Origin of the sequence: Helicobacter typhlonius, from assembly GCF_001460635.1 — a bacterium.
Classification (GTDB): Bacteria; Campylobacterota; Campylobacteria; order Campylobacterales; family Helicobacteraceae; genus Helicobacter_C; species Helicobacter_C typhlonius.
Genome location: NZ_LN907858.1, coordinates 1433858 through 1451029 on the forward strand (window position 1 = coordinate 1433858; position 17172 = coordinate 1451029).

The following is a 17172-nucleotide window of genomic DNA, read 5'->3' on the forward strand; positions in this document are numbered from 1 at the left end:
GATTTGTGCTGCACCAAGTTAAAGAATCTTAAAGGGGGTAGAATATGAAAAAGCTCATTTTATTGCTCTGTGTATTAGGTAATGTGTGCGTAGCAAAGGACTTTGCGCACAATCGCACTTTTTCCTTTGGGGTATATGCGAGGACAGGTGCGCCAATGGGTGCTGGGCTTGAGTTTTCATTCCCGCTTATAAAGGGCGAGATTGTAGAATGGCGTAATTTTATCAGCATTGAGGGCTTTGGACTAAAACTCATAGATTCTAAATACGACAGCGCCGCCTTGCTCTTTAATGAAAAAATGGTTTTGAGCTATCTTGCTGGTAGTAACGTGGTATCAGCTATGGGCGTAACCTACTTTCGCCCATATCTATTTATAAGTGGAGGATACGCGCTCACGGGCGGTAAATACAACAACTTTGGAGAAGCCCCATACTACATAGAAGTGAGCGGCGGCATAGGACACGAATTCATCTCTCAAAATGGACACACATTTTTCTTTGAATTTGGGGGCGGAAGTATGTTTTACAGCCAAGCCTTACTCAATCAAAGGCAAACAAAACAAGCAATTACAAAGGTTTTATTGGGATATAGAAAGTATTTTTAGAGGCTTTTTGCTAACCTAGATTCAAAAATGCAGCTTAGATTGAGAATCTTTAGGCGAATAACATCTCTATTTATCATCAAACATCACACAAAGTGCAAAACTCCTAAAGTATTGTAGAGGTGATTACAAGAGGAGAATTTGCCAATGCTATTCTTACTCACGCATTGCAGAGACTTGCTCTCGTGTTTCAAAGCTTAATACTATCAAATCTCGCGTTTTGGATTATGCTGCTATACTTTCTATTAGCTATCGTCCCTAAAACGCAACTTAAAGATTTTCTTATCAAACACGGCAATATGAAAGAGCGAATCAAAGATTTTAATATCAAGCAAATAGCCCTCCACCTTTACTTCACACTTCTTTGTATCGCTTTGAATTGCCTCTGCCTTAAATGTTACCTCGTGCCCTAGCTCAATAGGGGCGAGAAACTTCACATCAGCGGCAATAAGCACGCTATATTTTTTATTAATCGCAGCCATTGCGGCAAAACTTGCGGCGTTAAACACAAATCCTGCGTGAATCATCTTGCTTTCGTCCATTATCATACGATCTGTGGGACTAAAGCGCACCACCGCCTTATTGCTATATAGCTCAAGTAGTTCTCCCACGACACTAGGAGACATCTCGGTGCAGATGAGCAAATCATCATTTTCAAGTGGGATATTTACATCTTCTTCATTAAAGTCATCTTCTATCATTTGTATCCTTTAGTGTTTTTTGAGTTTAAAATACCCACGCAACGGAGGCGCATAGCCCTCTATGGTAAGATTTGTGCTGGGATTGAGAAAATCACCCAAACTTTTAGAATCTATCCACATCGTTTGTCGCTGCTCCTGCGTAGTTGTGGGCTTAAAGCCTAAAATCTCAAAATCACTAAACTTCGCCCTTTCACACCAACCTTGAAGCGCTCTTAAACTCGGGATAAAATATACATTTGACATTTTAGCATAGCTTTGGGCTGGAGAGAGGCATACTTCATCTTCACTCTCATAAATAAGTGTATCTAAAATCAACTCTCCGCCACTTGCCAAAGACTGATACAGATTCTTTAATGTGCCTATGGGGTCAAGGCGATGATACAGCACACCCAGACAAAAAATCACATCAAAAGGACTTTTATATGCTTGTGTATAGCTATACAAATCCTCCACGCCAAGCAGTTCAAAGCACAGCGGTGCTTTCACAAAGTGATTGATAAAATCAAATTGTGCCTTAAAAATACCGCTAGGGTCAAAGCCTATAATGCTTTGGGGTTTAGATTCTAAACACAGCATTTCAAACATATAATAGCCATTGTTACAACCCACATCAGCCACGCGTTTGCCACCTAGATGACAATGCGGCTTTAGAATCTGCCACTTGATAACGCTCTGCCATTCACTATCAATATGTGTGTCAAATAAAAAAAAAGGTCCTTTGCGCCAAGGCTTAAGCTGCAAAGCCAAATCATAAATGCGCTGCTTATGTGGCGCGTAAAGATTCCAATCAAGCGCAGTAATATGCAAACCATTATCACTATGAAAAGTCGCGGGGATTGTAGGCAAATGCGTGATTTGCTCCAAAAGCGGTGCAATATTTTTTGCTTTGGTGATATGCGAAGCTTTTTTTGCCTGATAGTCAAAAAAATCGCTCACGCCTGTTCCTCACTCAACAAGGTAGAAAACAAATCCGGCTCTAACACATATCTTCGATTAGTATTGAGCGCACATACAAGGCTTTCATCGTCTATACCAAGAATGAGTGCGAAGTTAAAATTCTCTCTATGCAAATGCCCACACAACTCTTCGTGCGAGGAGTAAGGAAAAGTCTGTGCAATTTGATTGAAAAGCTCCACATACACAGGAGGCACAAGGAATAGAATCTTCCCCCAAGTCGCGTTATTAGCAATATATGCCATATATCGCTTAAATTGCTCAATATCTTCCTCCGCAATAGCGACCTTTGAAGCTTGTCCATATTCGATGATTTTGCCAAATGCGTTTAAAAAATTTGGCTTAAAAAATGGAATCTGCTTAAATTGCTCGAGTGCATAGTCTATGCCCTCCTGCTCACACAACTGCAAAACACTATTTAGCTCACTAAAAAATAGTTTTGGCAAATTAATGCGATAATGCGCCTCTTTATACAAAATTGTGCTATCAAAAAGTGTATGTGAAAGCACCAAAAATGGATATTCTTTTGACTTGTTTGTATGGATAATATTGAATCCAAGCTGTAAAATTTGTTCGCTATTGGTAAAAATAAAGGCAATATTCTCATCATTTAGAAGTTCGATAAGTGCGCACAAATCGCCATTAAAAAAGCTAACGCGCGTATCATTGATGATATTTGTAGCAATGCCCTCCTCAATAAGCGATGACAGAGCGACAAAAGCTATATTTCTTGCTAAAAGTTTGTAGCGGATAAGGCGCATTAGACAATCTTGCATATCTTCTACAAGAATATGTGCTATCTCCTCATCACTCATATCTATTTTATGTGTATAAATCACCCCATACGCACCCGCCTGTATGGCTTGTGTGATATGAGAATCTTCAAGCGCGATAAACAAATCACCCTTTTCTATCTGCTCTACATCACAGATTATACGTGAAAACATCGCAATAGAAGGCGTATTGAGAAGTGTGCCTCCAACGATTTCTACAACTTCATTAACCCTCACTTGACACCTTTGCTAAAAGTTCTAGCTTATCCTACTCCCATTCGCTCGTGCCTTGTCTAAACCTAGAAGCGATAAGCCATTTTCATCTTCACTAGCAAGTATCATTCCCTCACTTATTTCGCCCATAAGCTTGGCTGGTTTGAGATTGACTATCACGCATACTTGCTTATTAAGCAGAGATTCTGGGCTGTAATGCTGTGATATGCCCGATAGAATCTGCCGTGGCTTCTCCTCGCCCACATCTACGAGTAACTTAAGGAGTTTATGACTTTTTTCCATTGCGGAGCATTCTAAAATCGTGCCTATACGTATATCAAGCTTCTTAAAATCTTTGATGTCAATATAGGATTCTAAATCCTTAGAATCTTCTTTAGCTGTTTTTATTGATTTTGCACTAGATTGTGTATTTTTACAATCACTCGCCTTTGCCTCCTCTTGTATGCGTGGGAAAAGTGGAGGGATTTTCTCCAAAGTAAGCGGTTGCAAAAGCTCTTTTTTAGTGATAAATCTTTCAAAGCTTTGCTCATTAATACTAAATCTTAGCACGTGAGCGATTTTAGCGGCACTTTGAGGCATAATAGGATAGAGCAAAATCGCACTTTTAGCGAGGATATTTGCAATTAAGCCAAGTAATGCCATAGCGGGTTCTTGCTGATTATTTTTGATGAGTTTCCACGGCTCGTATTTACTGATGGCATTATTGCCAAGTGCGTAGATTTTCCACAGCTCCTCAATGTAGCGATGAGGCTGCATTTGCATCATTTTTTCGCAAACTTTATCAATGTGTGAATGAAGCTCGTTAATCTCATCGGCAAAATGTGTCGCCACATCTTTAGAATCTATAATAAGACTAAAATACTTCTCACCCATTCCAAGTAGGCGATTAAGGAGATTACCCACATCATTGCTAAGCTCGGCATTTATGCGCTCAATAAGCACTCGCTCGCTAAAGTCGCCATCTTGCCCAAAGGGCATTTCACGCAGTAAAAAATAGCGCAAAGATTCAGTGCCATAAGTGGCAGCCATTTCTTTGGGATTGATTACATTGCCGATACTCTTACTCATCTTCGCACCATCTCTCGTCCACCACCCGTGCGTATAGATATGCTTAGGTAGGGGCAAATCAAGGCTCATTAAAAAGGCAAGCCAATACACCGCGTGAAAACGCAAAATATCCTTTCCCACAAAATGCACGGCATTATCCCAATAAGGCATTTTTGCTTCATTAGAGAGATAGCCTAAGGGGCTTAGGTAGCTTAGAAGTGCATCAAGCCACACATACATCACGTGGGCTTTATCATCTTTGCGCGCAGGATTTGACAAGAGCGGCACACCCCATTCAAAGCTTGTGCGCGTGATTGAGAGGTCATTTAACCCATTGCTTATAAAATTGATAATCTCATTTTGATAGAAGCTAGGAGTTATCATTGTAGGATTCTTAGCAAAATGGGCTAAAAGCCTCTCCTGATATTTGCTAAGTGCAAAAAAGTAACTCTCCTCCTGCACGATTTGTGTTGGTTTGCCACAATCTGGGCAAGAGTTGTTTGCTCCAAGCTGTGTTTGTGTGAAAAAGCTCTCACACGAAATGCAGTAATGCCCCTCGTAACTACCCTTGTAAATATCTCCCTTTACATACATTATCTCAAAAGCTTTTTGCACACTTAAGCAGTGTGCCTTATCCGTGGTGCGCACAAAAATATCATAGTCTATATTAAATTCATTCCATAATTCTTTGAATCTTATGCTAATTTTGTCTGCGTAGTCTTGTGGGCTAAGTTGGTGCTTTTGCGCGGATTGCTCGATTTTTTGCCCGTGTTCGTCCGTGCCAGTAGTAAAAACCACATCTTGCCCTTGAAGTTGATAAAATTTCTTAAGCATATCGCATAAAAAAGTTGTGTAAGAATGCCCGATATGTGGTATATCATTGACATAATAAATAGGTGAAGTGATATAAGTCTTTGTTTGCATAAAACTCCTTTTTTGCTAGATTCTAAAATCTAGCGCATATTTTAGAATCTAGTTAAAATCAAAGTCGCCGTGCTGCCCCTTTGACATACTATTATACACCGCCTTAACATAGTTATTACGCACCTCACAGCTAATGAGCAATTCACACATCGTGCAGGTGCTAAAACCCTTATCACGCTGACATTGCTGTAAAATATCGATATTATCTTGCAATGCCTTTTCATAAACATCATTTATTGGGGTATTACCTTGCTGCGAAGATTCTATATTTTGTGCTACATTCTCACTCATAGATTCTCCTCACAAGCTCCATTTCCTCTTTGCTCCCAAAAAAGCAGGGGCTGCTCTCGTGTATATGCCCTACTTCAAGCTCTAAAAGCCTTTTTGTCCCATCTGTCGCATAACCTCCCGCTTTTTCATAGATAAAAGCAAGGGGGAAAACTTCAAAAAGCTTACGAAGTTTGCCATTTGGTGCATCAGTGGTAGCAGGATAGCTAAAAAGCCCCCCACCCTTAACCAAAATCTGGTGCAAATCAGGCACCATACCGCCAGAATAGCGCAAACGATAGCCCTGCATAAATAGAGATTCTATCATTGTCTTATGCTTACTCTCCCAATGCTTTTGTGTGCCGCCGGGTGCATTTATACGCCCTTTGGTATTGAGCTGTAAAACCCCTAAATTGCGCCATTGTGCGCCATCATAGCGATAATGCAGCACCTGCTCCTGCGCGACTACCATTTCAAGCCGCGGTCCATAGACAATGTAGCCACTTGCAATGAGTGAGCTAGGCTTTAGCTCCTCATTGTAGATTCCAAAAATGCTTCCTATGCTAAGATTGCTATCTATGAGCGAAGAACCATCAAGCGGGTCATAGGCGATAATATAGGGTGCATTTTTGTTATTTGAGTAGCAAATCTCCTCTTGCTCCTCACTGCAAATCGCCTTCACACTTGGTAGTTCAAGTAAGGCTTTTTGGAAGATTCTATCTGCTTCCACATCAACTTCAAGCTGCATATCTCCACTTGCATTCGTGCTTTGTAGATAGCTCCCATTTTGCTGATTGAGGAGCGTATCTATATGTAGGGCGGATTCTCTTAATGTTTCAATAATTACGCTTATCATTTTATTCTCCAAAGTGCGGATTGGCTTAGGATTATAGCATTTAAATGCTTATGATTTTTGTAAGCTCATCGGCAAAATGTGTCGCTGCAATCATTTGTTCAATACTTGCGTGATGAAGCGGTTTGTATAGCGCAAAATTGCTGTCACTCACAGCAATTTCATTCCACGCGTGTCCTATAAGTGCGATGATATTCGTGCGGCGCAGATATGTGTGCTTATGCGCGATATACACATTTTCCCAATACCCAATGCCGAGTGGGCGCACCTTTGGCTTATGATAACCCACAGGGTCGAGTGTGAGCAAATAATGCAAATTTACATCATTGTTTGCATTTTTAGATTCTATATCCAACAGGGCTTTATAGAAATTACTCCCGCCCCAAGAATGCGCAATAACAAACATAGGGAGATTGCATTGCACAAGAAGTGGCAACCACGCACTAAAAAGTGCTTGAGATTTGAAACTCGCATATATTTTGATACAAGATTCTTGATTGAATGCCATAAAACTCCTATATACAGCGCACATAATCGTATCGCAAAAGCCCCCCACAAAGATGACAATCGCCTTAGGATTGCGTGGAGCGAGCAAAGTTTGCGCTTCAATGTTAAAACCATAGGGGATAAAGGGCGTGGGCGGCTTAGGCAATGTAGCAGGATAAATAAGCGTAGGAGTAGATAATCCAAGTAGTGGCGCGAATGGGTGAGATACAGGCATATATATTCCTTATAAGTTTGTGGCATTATAGGCTATACAATTAAATTAGAGTGATTGTATGATACAATGGCGCGAATATTTTGCATAGAAGATTCTCATATAATGATTGAAGTTTAGATTCTATTCAAAGGATAAAAATGGCAAAACAAGTTCTTGTCGCACCTAGTGTGCTTTCGGCGGATTTTATGCGACTTGGTGAAGAGGTAGAGAGTGTCTGTGCAGCGGGGTGTGATTATGTGCATATTGATGTAATGGACGGGCATTTTGTGCCAAATCTCACTATGGGTCCTTGTGTGGTAGAAGCCATAGCCAAAGCCGCCTCAAAGCCCCTTGATATTCACCTTATGGTGCGAAATGTGCCTTTTTTTGTCGAGTTTTTTTTGCCCCTAAAACCTGCATTTATAAGTGTGCATCTTGAAGAAGTGCAACATTTACATCGCCTCATTTGGCATATTAAAGATAGCGGTGTAAAAGCTGGTGTGGTGCTCAATCCACACACGAGTGAGCAGCTTTTAGAATACATCTTACCCGATATTGACTTGGTGCTTTTAATGAGTGTGAATCCGGGCTTTGGCGGACAGAGATTTATTGAATCTAGCATTAAAAAACTCCATAATATCAAAAAAATGCGCGATAGGCTTAATCCCAAATGTTTGCTTGAAATTGACGGGGGCGTGAGTGATAAAAATATCCACACACTTAAAAATACAGGGATTGATATGGTCGTGGCAGGGAGCTTCATCTTTGGTTCGCAAAATTATGCAGAAGCAATCGCTAAACTTAAATAGTTTCTATGACTTACGCCCAACTTTTTGAGAAACTCCGCACCGCTGATATGAGCGAGAAAGAATTTCGTATGTATGTGAAAAATATCGGCGGTTTATATGCAGATGTGGATAGTGAAATCGAACTGCTTAATGGGGCGGGTGCGCCTTTGTTTAAGGAAATTAATGGCGATGAAGTGAGATTTAGCCTTTCAACACATAAGAAAATGTGGGAAGAGAGCAATTTAACATTTGTCGATATTGAGACAAATGGTGCAAAGCCCCAAAGTAGCGAGATTATAGAGATTGGTGCGATTAAAACGCGTGGGGGTAAGATTATAGAATCTTTTGAGAGCTACATTTATGCGCCATTTGTGCCAGAAAATATTACCGAACTTACAGGCATTACCTACGATCACATAGCAAATGCTCCGCGCAAGGAGCAGGTTTTAAAGCAATTTAAGGCATTTTTAGGCTATAGTGTGTTTGTGGCGCATAATGTGAATTTTGACTATGGATTTTTGGACTATCATTTGCGACAATGTGGGTTTTTTGGTTTGCTTAATCCCAAACTTTGCACGATTGAACTTGCCAAAAAAGTTATTCCCTCTAAACGATATGCACTTGCCTATCTCAATGATTTTTTAAGCATACACACGCCTGTTTCACACCGCGCCTATGCTGATGCCCTTACAAGTCTAAAAATCTTTAACATTGCGACAATGATGTTTCCACCATCTGTGCGAAGTATGCAAGATTTGATTGATTTTTCAAAAGGGCGAGTGGGATATAAATAACTCAAACTTTTAGAATCTATACATTCACACAGACTATTTTTTCCACTCTTCAAGCGCAGATTCTATATCAATATGGCAGTATCCATTTGGATTTTTTACTAAATACTTTTGATGATAATTTTCAGCGGGGTAGAAATTCCGCAGAGCAAACACTTCTGTAACTGCCTTTTTTTGGTGATTTTGCTCCCAGATTCGAAGATTGTTGCGGATAATCTCCTCATCGGCTACTTCCACAAAATACACGCCATTGCGGTATTGACTCCCCACATCATTACCTTGAAAATTAAGTGCGGCAGGGTTAATAATACTAAGAAATCGCCCCATAATCTCATTAAGGCTTAAAATCTGCCTATCATAAGTAAGCTCCAAAGCCTCCACCGCACCGCTCGTGCCACTACATACCATTTCATAAGTAGGATTTGCAATATAAGAGTTCGCATAACCCACTTGTGAATCCTGCACACCTTTTAGCCTATCAAAATAGCCTTGAATCCCCCAAAAGCACCCACCTGCAAGATAAATTGTCGCCATTTTTACTTCCTTAATGTTTTTGCCTTACATTATTATAAACAAGCTAAAATCTTAACCTAGCTGTTTATACAAAGACAAAACAGGTGCGGAGGAGTAAATGCCACAGGATTCACACAAAACTACCAAACACGATTCGCAAAATAATGACTTGCAAGCACTCTTGAGACTTATTCCAAAAATAGATACCCTGCTCTCTGCTTTAAAAGATTTTGATAAATCTATGCTTATGCCACTCATAAACGCGCATTTGCAGGAATTGAAGCAGTCTTTACAAAATGGGCACATAGACACACAGGATTTTAAAGAGCGTATTGCAAACCTTATCCCCACGCTTGAATCCAAAGCAAAGAAGCAATGCGCCCCAACATTAAAGCGCGTAATTAACGCCACAGGCGTTGTGATTCACACAAATTTAGGACGCAGTGTATTTAGCGAGGAAATACTAGATGAAGTAATGCCATTTTTGCGCTCCTATCACACGCTTGAGTATGATTTAGCACAGGGCAAAAGGGGGGAGCGATACACGCATTGTGTGAAACTGCTGCGTGAGATTTGTGGCTGTGAGGACGCGCTATTAGTGAATAATAACGCTGCAAGTGTGTTTTTAATCCTTAATACTTTCGCAAAGCACAAAGAAGTCATTATCTCGCGCGGGGAGCTTATAGAGATTGGCGGGAGTTTTAGAATCCCCGAGATTATGGCGAGTAGCGAAAGTGTATTGCGCGAAGTAGGCACGACAAACAAGACGCATTTGCGCGATTATGAAAATGCCATTAACGAACAAAGTGCAATGATTATGAAAGCCCACCAAAGTAATTTTAAGCAACTCGGTTTTGTGAGCTCCTGTCATATAAAGGAGCTTATCGCGCTCTCACGCGCACATCATTTGATTGATTATTTTGATTTAGGGAGCGGACATTTAGGAGTTTTGCACCTCACAGATGAACCCAGTGTGCAAGAGATATGCGCCTATAAGCCCTCACTTCTTAGCTTTAGTGGTGATAAGCTTTTGGGTGGTTGCCAAGTGGGTATTATCTGTGGCAAAGCAGAATTTATAAAAAAGCTTAAAACCAATCCGCTGCTTAGAGCTTTTAGAGTGGATAAATGTGGTATTTTGCTCCTCCAAGCCACGCTTCAAGCCTACAAAGACAAGGCATATCATAAGATTCCAACACTCGCTATGCTTTTAGCAGATTCTAAAACTTTAGAATCTAAAGCCAACGCGCTAAAAGAACATATATGTGCGCTCAATATCGCAACACTAGAAGTAAAGAGCATAAGGCTAGATTCAGTTGCCGGTGGTGGTTCGCTTCCAAATGAAAACTTTAGCTCCTTTGGGCTTAGTCTAAAAGCAAAAAATATTGATGTAGAAAACTTTGAATCTTTGCTGCGAGAAAGAGGCATAATAGCCTACATTAAAGAGGGGAGCATTTGCCTTGATATGCGCACCTTGCTTAAGGGCGATGAAGATTATATTGTAGAAACAATATCAGCCATTTTTAAAGAGGCAAGAGATGAATAATGATATTATCATAGGCTTAGCTGGGCATATCGACCACGGCAAGACAACGCTCATTAAGGCACTCAATGGCTTTGATGGCGATAGTCTTAATGAAGAGAAGCAAAGAGGTATTACACTTGATTTGAGCTTTTCTGCGCTCAAACTGCCAACGCGCAATATCGCCTTTATCGATGTGCCCGGGCACGAAAAGCTTGTGAAAAATATGATAGCCGGGACTTTTGGTATTGATGTGTTGCTCCTTGTTGTCGCGGCAAATGAGGGCATTATGCCTCAAAGCATAGAACACATAAAAATTGCCGATATGCTGGGGATAAAATCCTGTGTGTGCGTGATTACAAAGATTGATAAGTTTCCAAAAGATGAACTCGATGAGAAAATCACACTTTTACAATCCGCACTCAAGGAGCAATTTAGCACTTGTGATATGCAATTATTAGAATCTATCGCGCTCTCCTTGCACCCACAGGTAGATAATGCAAAGGAGCTAGAATATATAAAGAATCTGCTGGATTCTATACCAAAGCCCAAAACAAGGGACTTTGGGCTTTTTATGTATTATATTGATAGGAGCTTTGCGATTAAGGGCGCGGGTTGTGTTGTTACTGGCAGTGTGCTTAGCGGACAATGTGCGCCAAATGACAAGCTCTATGCTTATAATATCAACAAGGAAGTGGAGATTAAGGGCATACAGATTCACGATTTAGACACTACAATCGCCACTCCCTCTCATCGTGTCGCACTTAATCTTAGCCGCATTAGCCATAATGAGCTACAAAGAGGCTATCTCCTCGCGCCAAAGGGCTATTTGAGGGGATTTAATAGTATCGATGTGGGTATTTTTGGCAAGATAAAACATAATGGCATTTATCAGTTTTATATAGGGAGTGCAAAATATAACGCAAAGGTGCAAATTCTAAAGCAAGAGGGCATTTTATCAGTTTTTAGCAAAAAGCCTTTGACCCTTGCTACCCTTAAATGCGATGAAGTGATTTTTAGCGTATTTTCACAGCATTTTATTTTACGCAATGATGAGGGCGAAATATGCGGTGGCATAGTGTTAAATCCAATCATCGACCCAATCAAAAAGCACACAAAAATTACTTTACTCCAAGCCCTCGCACAAAAAGACTTTAAATACGCATTTACTTTACTTACACAGATTCACAAAAAGGGCTTTGGGCTTGTAAGCTCCACGCAACGTTTCGCCCTAAGCCACGCGCAAAGCTACGATATTGCCGCGCATTTAGAATCTATTTTTGCTGATGAAAAATCTCTCACTCTCTACCCACTCTCACAAATTGAATTAGTCAAGTCAAATATTATAGAGATTTTCACGCATAATAATGCCGCCCTACTCTCTGCTTCAAGCCTAAGCCTAAAACATAAATGGCTCTCTCCCGCACTCGCCCAACGCACCCTTGATGAACTAAAAGACGAGGGGCAAATCATCTCTAAAAATGGACTTTATATGTCTAGGACTTGCAAGATTAAAGATATTAACACTTTCGTGCAAGAAAAACTCTATAACGAGCTAGAAAAGCAAGGCTGCGCACCACTTGCACCCTATAATATCTATGAATCTTTTGATATTGATAAAAAGCTTGGCGATAATGCACTTAAATCCCTAAGCCTTGCTAAAAAAGTCGTGCGTATAAGCCACAATCTTTTTATTACCACAAATGCGCTTAATCACATTGTAAGTCTTATGCGTGAGCTTATCGCTACTCACGGCTATGTCGATGTAAATATCTTAAAAACACATACAAACCTTAGTCGCAAATACCTCATCGGCTACCTCGAATACCTCGATAAATTCGAGGATATACAATGTAGTGAGCATAAGCGGAGCTTCAAATACACACATAAAGGAAGCTAATGTTTGAGTCAATACACCTTGATTTTTTAGCAAATGTCCCGCAAAACAAAGTAGCAAACGCGCTTTTTCACACAGAATTTGCAAATCCAAATACATTTGACAATGCCTTCTTAAGCACATTTAAGGCAGATTCTCTATCCTTAGCAAAGTTTTTTGATGCCTCATTTGCGCTAGGTTTTGATTATAGTTGTGGCGAGTTTCTCTCCCTTTTTGATACACTTCATAAACATCATTTCCACATAGCCCTAGCCCCTAGCCTATCACAGCAGAGTTTTTACGCGGGAGAGAGATTCACAGCGATTTATCCAAGTGCCATTTCATTTTTGCCGCTTAATCCTAATGGCATTATTAAAAATTGCAAAATATGTTTAGAATCTACACAGAATCACGCGCACAATCATTCTACGCGCACGGAGGCAGATTCTAAAAAAATACAAGAAAATTCCGTGCGAACAGATTGTATAGATTCTACACAATCCATTGCATTTTTTATTCCACTCATCAATCAAGACTTACTGACGCTAAACCCCATAAAATCCCTTATTGAGGAGATTTTTACCACTTATGAAAACGTGCTTATTTTTTGTGATATTTCACTTTTTCTAAGCTCCCTCACGCAAGAAAAATGTGCATTTTTGCGCTCCCTTATGAATCTTAGAGTATTTTTTATTTGCAATGGCGAAAGCATAGGTTTAATACGAAAGAGTGGCTTTATCCTAAGTCCCACGCAGACTTTGTCCCCTGCGCTAAAAGATTATAACACCACGCAACTTTTACGCCCACATCTCTTCAAAGCAGCACTTATTGCGCTTGAAAGCATACTTGCTACCCCTAAGGCTGAAGATTCTAAAGTGCAATTTTTTGAATCTCTAAAAGCAAAACTTCAAGATAATATTGGACTCTTTGCGCCCCTGCATTTAAGTGCGCCAAACACCCTAGCCCTGCGCCTTAAGCACATAAAGGCACGTGAGATTATCCAAGCTTTGCAGATTGAGGGCATTTATGCAATTAATGGGCTAGACTGTCTCTATGGGAATGCCAAGCCCTCTTTTGTGCTTCAATCTATGGGCTATGAAGAGGCGCAATGCAGGGAATTAATTAGCATTAGTTATGTGGATTTAAAAGATATTGAATCTATCGCTACGAGCATAGCTAATGCCTATTTGCAGCTACGGCAATTTTGCTAAGATTCTAAAAAATATGAGGAGAAAAAAATATGGTTGATTTTTTACAAGCCCTTAAGATAGGCACTTCTTTGCCACGCACCGCACACACGCGTAAAAACACAATTTTTGAATCTTATGGCTGTGTCTTAAGCGAGGATATTATCGCCACAAAGCCTCTGCCACCCTTTGATAACTCCGCAATGGACGGCTATGCAATAAAACTAGAGGATTATGATAAACCTTGTATTTGCGATGGAATAATCCTAGCCGGAGACAATGCCGCAAACCTTGAGCTACAAGCCGGACATACCTATAAAGTGATGACAGGCGCAATGCTTCCAAAAGGTAGCGAAGCGGTAGTGCAAATCGAAATGGCACAAGATTTAGGTGCTAAAGTAATCTTTGAATGCCAAGAGCCTAAAAAAGGGCAAAATATCCGCTTTCAAGGCGAGGAAATCACGCTAGATTCTGTCCTTTTACGCAAAGGTAAGAGGCTCAATCACCTTGATTTAAGTATCATCGCCTCTCAAGGCATAGACACCATTTGCACCTACGCACCCTTGCGTGTAGCGATATTTTCAAGTGGTGATGAAGTCATAGAGCCGCACCTAACTGCAGCCCCTCATCAAATTTACAATACAAACGCTACGAGTCTTTACACACTTTTGCAATCACGCGGCTATGAATGCAACTATGGCGGGATTTTACCAGATAATGAAAGTGCGCTTAAACTTGCCCTAGCGCGTTTTAGTGAATATGATGTGGTAATTACAAGCGGTGGAGCAAGTGTGGGCGATGCGGACTTGATAAAAAATGTATTAGAATCTATGGGCGCTACATTTTTATTTGATGGTGTGAATCTAAAACCCGGCAGACACCTTGCCTGTGCGACTTTGGGTGATACAATTATTATCCTCCTACCCGGTAATCCCTTAGCCTTGCTGCTTCATACGCATACATTGATATTAAGCTTTTTAGAATCTATGCAGGGCTCGAGGAATTTTTATCCTAAACCCATAAGTTTAAAGCTTGTCGGGGAATATCATTTGAAAATAAACACCACATCAATGATTCTAGGTAAGATAGAGCACAATAATTTCATACTTTACAAAGGCGGAAAAATCGGTTCAAGCTCCCTTGTAAATATGTGGAAAAATAGTGGTATAGCAATATGCAAAGCAGGAGCGCACAAAACTTTGTGCCAAGATTCTAATACATCTCAAATCAAAGAAATATACGGTTTAGGACAAGGAGGGTGCATTAAGGTAATTCCTTATAATGCCGATTTTTGTGATATAATAGACTTCATTAATGAATTAGAGAATTAAACTATAAGGAGTGAATATGACAAAGCTCTTATTTGGAGTAAGTGATACACAAGAATGTCGCAGAGCAATTCAGACCATTATTAAATTTTTTGGACATAGAGATGAGATAGAGCTCACTCTCTTGCACGTAACACCTGAAATTGTTGTATATGCTGAAAGCGGAATTGTAGATTATGGCACAATAGAAAATATTGAAAATGAAAAATCAAATGCTATTCTTAGTGAGTTTGAATCTGCCTTTAATAAGGAGGGTATTACCTGTCAAAAGATTCTAAAAACAGGTAATCCTATTGATGTAGTGCTTGAAATTGTTAATAACTATGATTTGCTTATCATTGGTGCGAGTGAATCTTCGCTCTTGCATAGAATCTTTAATTCTCATCAAAATAGCTTTATTAACTCCTCTCCTATTCCTGTTTTGGTAGCAAAATAAGGAGACTATGATGTGGGGGACTAGAAAAAAATTTCTTGCCTTAGGAATGTTAAGCAGTTGCTTCTATGGCTCACTTGAAGCATTAGAGTTTGGCTCTATGGGTAACACTTCTGCGGCAATGGGTGGTGCAGGAGTTGCCTTAAAGCACTCTGCGTGGGGGCTTTACTACAATCCTGCACTTCTTAGTTCCGACCCGCGCGTAAAAATGGGATATTCTTTGGGTGTTGGTTTAGAAGAACATAATCTTGCTAAAATTACCAAGATTGATATCAAAAATATGGCAGATACTGCAGAACGACTTGTAAATACCTTTGCTTCTGGTAGTGGAGCGAATGTGGGTGAGATTACAAATGTTGTCAAAGATGCACTTGCCTCTGTATTAACAAATCCTAGTGGTGATGTCAAACAAGATTTGCAAGATTACCTCCAACAGCACCCCGATGGAAACTATAATGACTTGATACAAAGTGTGCTACAACAAGTGCAACAAAGTAGTGCCCTCACACCAGACCAAAAAAATATACTTGGCAGTATCGCAGGGAATATTGATTATGACCATCTTGATTTTAGTTCAAGCACAGGTGGAGGTGTAGGAGGGCTTTTGCAAAATATTACTATTTCTAAAGGCGGTGATAAAGAATTAGATAAAGCAATAAATGATATTAGTGCCGTTAAAGATATCTTTCAAGATAATAATCTCAATGCAGTAAGCCAAAATGGCGTAATTTTACAACTCTCTACTAAAACGATGAATGAAAAACTTGGAAGCCTTGGCGTAGCGCTTTTTACTTCTTTATATTCAAGTATGTCAGTCAAAGCTGATGCTTCTCGTATGCGTCTTATCATTGATGGTGGCAATGGAAGTTATTATGAACTCACAGATAATGGTGATAGCTTTAGCTATAAAACTTCGACACAAAGTGATTACAACAACTATTCGCTCATTGCTTCTTTAGATGGTAATTATCACAAGCTTATCGCTACAAGCTTTGTGCTTACTGAATTGCCTGTGGGCTATGCACGCACTTTTTATCTCAAAAATGGCAACCTCAATATTGGGCTAACAGGCAAATTGATGAATGCTCTAAGTAGTCAAAATGAAATGTTTATTAATAAAAATATAGGCAAAAAAGAGCTTACTAATTTTGCCTCGCTTGATGGAGCTATCTCTTCAAATAATTTTGGTGTTGATGTTGGCGCACTTTATGAGATTGATTTACCGGAGTTTCGCTATCTCACTTTTGGACTTGTGGCAAAAAACATTAACTCGCCAACTTTTGAATCTACTTTTTCTAATATCACGCTTAAGCCACAATATCGCGCCGGTATTGGCTACAACTCGCGATTTTTCAATGTCGCTTTTGATGCGGATTTAACCCCAAATGATTTGATTGCATTTAGCAATATTAGACAGCAAAGCCAAATGGTTGGCGGTGGTGTCGCCTTTGACTTAAAGGCTATTGATGTGCGCGTGGGTGCGATGAAAGACTTGCGACAAGATACGGGGCTTATTTTAACAGGTGGGCTAAATGTGCTAGGATTCCTTGATGTTGCTTTGCAAACAAGCACCAAATTCACTCGTGTAGAGAACATACCTATTCCTCAATATCTTAATCTCCGCGTAGGCGGAAGCTTTAGCTTTTAGAACATTGCAGCAGATTCTAAGACTTTGTCAAGGTTTT

Annotated in this window: 17 protein-coding genes; 9 read left to right on the forward strand and 8 right to left on the reverse strand. The window is 40.0% G+C overall.

The features are described 5' to 3' along the window. The first annotated feature begins 44 nt into the window (after window positions 1-44). The gene (locus BN2458_RS07115) at window positions 45-602 is read left to right on the forward strand and encodes a hypothetical protein (RefSeq protein WP_034342168.1); all 558 of its coding nucleotides are present in this window, start codon (window positions 45-47) and stop codon (window positions 600-602) included. Window positions 603-844: 242 nt separating this feature from the next. Here BN2458_RS07115 and BN2458_RS07120 read toward each other — a convergent pair whose 3' ends face one another. The 7 genes from BN2458_RS07120 to BN2458_RS07150 are packed head-to-tail and all read right to left on the reverse strand — an operon-like array spanning window position 845 to window position 7073. Further along, window positions 845-1300 carry a hotdog domain-containing protein gene (locus BN2458_RS07120; RefSeq protein WP_034342163.1) on the reverse strand — a complete coding sequence of 152 codons (456 nt, stop codon included), beginning with the start codon at window positions 1298-1300 and terminating at the stop codon, window positions 845-847. 9 nt (window positions 1301-1309) lie between these two features. Then, complete coding sequence (gene cmoB, locus BN2458_RS07125) at window positions 1310-2236, reverse strand: tRNA 5-methoxyuridine(34)/uridine 5-oxyacetic acid(34) synthase CmoB (protein WP_034342161.1); 927 nt, start codon at window positions 2234-2236, stop codon at window positions 1310-1312. After that, window positions 2233-3264 carry a UDP-N-acetylmuramoyl-tripeptide--D-alanyl-D-alanine ligase gene (locus BN2458_RS07130; RefSeq protein ID WP_034326792.1) on the reverse strand — a complete coding sequence of 344 codons (1032 nt, stop codon included), beginning with the start codon at window positions 3262-3264 and terminating at the stop codon, window positions 2233-2235. The genes cmoB and BN2458_RS07130 overlap by 4 nt, the downstream gene beginning before the upstream one ends. Window positions 3265-3285: 21 nt before the next feature. After that, the gene (gene metG / locus BN2458_RS07135) at window positions 3286-5232 is read right to left on the reverse strand and encodes a methionine--tRNA ligase (protein ID WP_034326794.1); all 1947 of its coding nucleotides are present in this window, start codon (window positions 5230-5232) and stop codon (window positions 3286-3288) included. Window positions 5233-5280: 48 nt separating this feature from the next. Further along, window positions 5281-5523, reverse strand: coding sequence for a hypothetical protein (locus BN2458_RS07140; protein ID WP_034326796.1), 243 nt, complete (start codon window positions 5521-5523; stop codon window positions 5281-5283). Then, a complete protein-coding gene (locus BN2458_RS07145) occupies window positions 5516-6352 on the reverse strand; it encodes a class 1 fructose-bisphosphatase (RefSeq protein ID WP_173644102.1) in 837 nt (278 codons plus the stop codon). The genes BN2458_RS07140 and BN2458_RS07145 overlap by 8 nt, the downstream gene beginning before the upstream one ends. 43 nt (window positions 6353-6395) lie before the next feature. Continuing rightward, window positions 6396-7073, reverse strand: a complete 678-nt coding sequence (locus tag BN2458_RS07150; RefSeq protein ID WP_034326799.1) for a hypothetical protein — start codon at window positions 7071-7073, stop codon at window positions 6396-6398. Between the two features lie 137 nt (window positions 7074-7210). On the opposite strand from BN2458_RS07150, the gene rpe reads away from it, so the two are divergent. Both rpe and BN2458_RS07160 read left to right on the forward strand, forming a co-directional pair. Continuing rightward, entirely contained in the window at window positions 7211-7861 is a 651-nt protein-coding gene (gene rpe / locus BN2458_RS07155; protein ID WP_034326801.1) for a ribulose-phosphate 3-epimerase, read from the forward strand. Window positions 7862-7866: 5 nt separating this feature from the next. Continuing rightward, a complete protein-coding gene (locus BN2458_RS07160; protein WP_034342160.1) occupies window positions 7867-8634 on the forward strand; it encodes a 3'-5' exonuclease in 768 nt (255 codons plus the stop codon). A gap of 33 nt (window positions 8635-8667) precedes the next feature. On the opposite strand, the gene msrA is transcribed toward BN2458_RS07160, so the two are convergent. Beyond that, the gene (msrA, locus tag BN2458_RS07165; RefSeq protein ID WP_034326805.1) at window positions 8668-9165 is read right to left on the reverse strand and encodes a peptide-methionine (S)-S-oxide reductase MsrA; all 498 of its coding nucleotides are present in this window, start codon (window positions 9163-9165) and stop codon (window positions 8668-8670) included. Window positions 9166-9262: 97 nt separating this feature from the next. On the opposite strand from msrA, the gene selA reads away from it, so the two are divergent. From selA to traF, 6 genes are read left to right on the forward strand one after another with little or no spacing between them, the layout of a single operon-like run. After that, on the forward strand, window positions 9263-10687 hold the full coding sequence (gene selA, locus BN2458_RS07170) for an L-seryl-tRNA(Sec) selenium transferase (protein ID WP_052082036.1): 1425 nt from the start codon (window positions 9263-9265) through the stop codon (window positions 10685-10687). Continuing rightward, the gene (gene selB / locus BN2458_RS07175) at window positions 10680-12563 is read left to right on the forward strand and encodes a selenocysteine-specific translation elongation factor (protein WP_034342159.1); all 1884 of its coding nucleotides are present in this window, start codon (window positions 10680-10682) and stop codon (window positions 12561-12563) included. Before selA ends, selB begins: the two co-directional genes overlap by 8 nt. Then, window positions 12563-13750, forward strand: coding sequence for a cysteine desulfurase (locus tag BN2458_RS07180; RefSeq protein ID WP_034326809.1), 1188 nt, complete (start codon window positions 12563-12565; stop codon window positions 13748-13750). Before selB ends, BN2458_RS07180 begins: the two co-directional genes overlap by 1 nt. Before the next feature lie 29 nt (window positions 13751-13779). Beyond that, window positions 13780-15057: a molybdopterin molybdotransferase MoeA gene (locus tag BN2458_RS07185; RefSeq protein WP_034326811.1), complete on the forward strand. Its 1278-nt coding sequence runs from the start codon at window positions 13780-13782 to the stop codon at window positions 15055-15057. A 16-nt stretch (window positions 15058-15073) separates the two neighbouring features. Next, the gene (locus BN2458_RS07190; protein WP_034326813.1) at window positions 15074-15490 is read left to right on the forward strand and encodes a universal stress protein; all 417 of its coding nucleotides are present in this window, start codon (window positions 15074-15076) and stop codon (window positions 15488-15490) included. Window positions 15491-15500: 10 nt separating this feature from the next. Next, a complete protein-coding gene (traF, locus tag BN2458_RS07195) occupies window positions 15501-17135 on the forward strand; it encodes a conjugal transfer protein TraF (protein ID WP_081951342.1) in 1635 nt (544 codons plus the stop codon). The last annotated feature ends 37 nt before the right edge of the window (window positions 17136-17172 follow it).

Bases quoted from the DNA above. Each gene is read 5' to 3' on its own strand.
- BN2458_RS07115 (WP_034342168.1), top strand. From the start codon at position 45: ATGAAAAAGCTCATTTTATTGCTCTGTGTATTAGGTAATGTGTGCGTA.
- BN2458_RS07120 (WP_034342163.1), bottom strand. From the start codon at position 1,300: ATGATAGAAGATGACTTTAATGAAGAAGATGTAAATATCCCACTTGAA.
- metG (WP_034326794.1), bottom strand. From the start codon at position 5,232: ATGCAAACAAAGACTTATATCACTTCACCTATTTATTATGTCAATGAT.
- BN2458_RS07140 (WP_034326796.1), bottom strand. From the start codon at position 5,523: ATGAGTGAGAATGTAGCACAAAATATAGAATCTTCGCAGCAAGGTAAT.
- BN2458_RS07150 (WP_034326799.1), bottom strand. From the start codon at position 7,073: ATGCCTGTATCTCACCCATTCGCGCCACTACTTGGATTATCTACTCCT.
- rpe (WP_034326801.1), top strand. From the start codon at position 7,211: ATGGCAAAACAAGTTCTTGTCGCACCTAGTGTGCTTTCGGCGGATTTT.
- BN2458_RS07160 (WP_034342160.1), top strand. From the start codon at position 7,867: ATGACTTACGCCCAACTTTTTGAGAAACTCCGCACCGCTGATATGAGC.
- msrA (WP_034326805.1), bottom strand. From the start codon at position 9,165: ATGGCGACAATTTATCTTGCAGGTGGGTGCTTTTGGGGGATTCAAGGC.
- selA (WP_052082036.1), top strand. From the start codon at position 9,263: ATGCCACAGGATTCACACAAAACTACCAAACACGATTCGCAAAATAAT.
- selB (WP_034342159.1), top strand. From the start codon at position 10,680: ATGAATAATGATATTATCATAGGCTTAGCTGGGCATATCGACCACGGC.
- BN2458_RS07180 (WP_034326809.1), top strand. From the start codon at position 12,563: ATGTTTGAGTCAATACACCTTGATTTTTTAGCAAATGTCCCGCAAAAC.
- BN2458_RS07185 (WP_034326811.1), top strand. From the start codon at position 13,780: ATGGTTGATTTTTTACAAGCCCTTAAGATAGGCACTTCTTTGCCACGC.
- BN2458_RS07190 (WP_034326813.1), top strand. From the start codon at position 15,074: ATGACAAAGCTCTTATTTGGAGTAAGTGATACACAAGAATGTCGCAGA.
- traF (WP_081951342.1), top strand. From the start codon at position 15,501: ATGTGGGGGACTAGAAAAAAATTTCTTGCCTTAGGAATGTTAAGCAGT.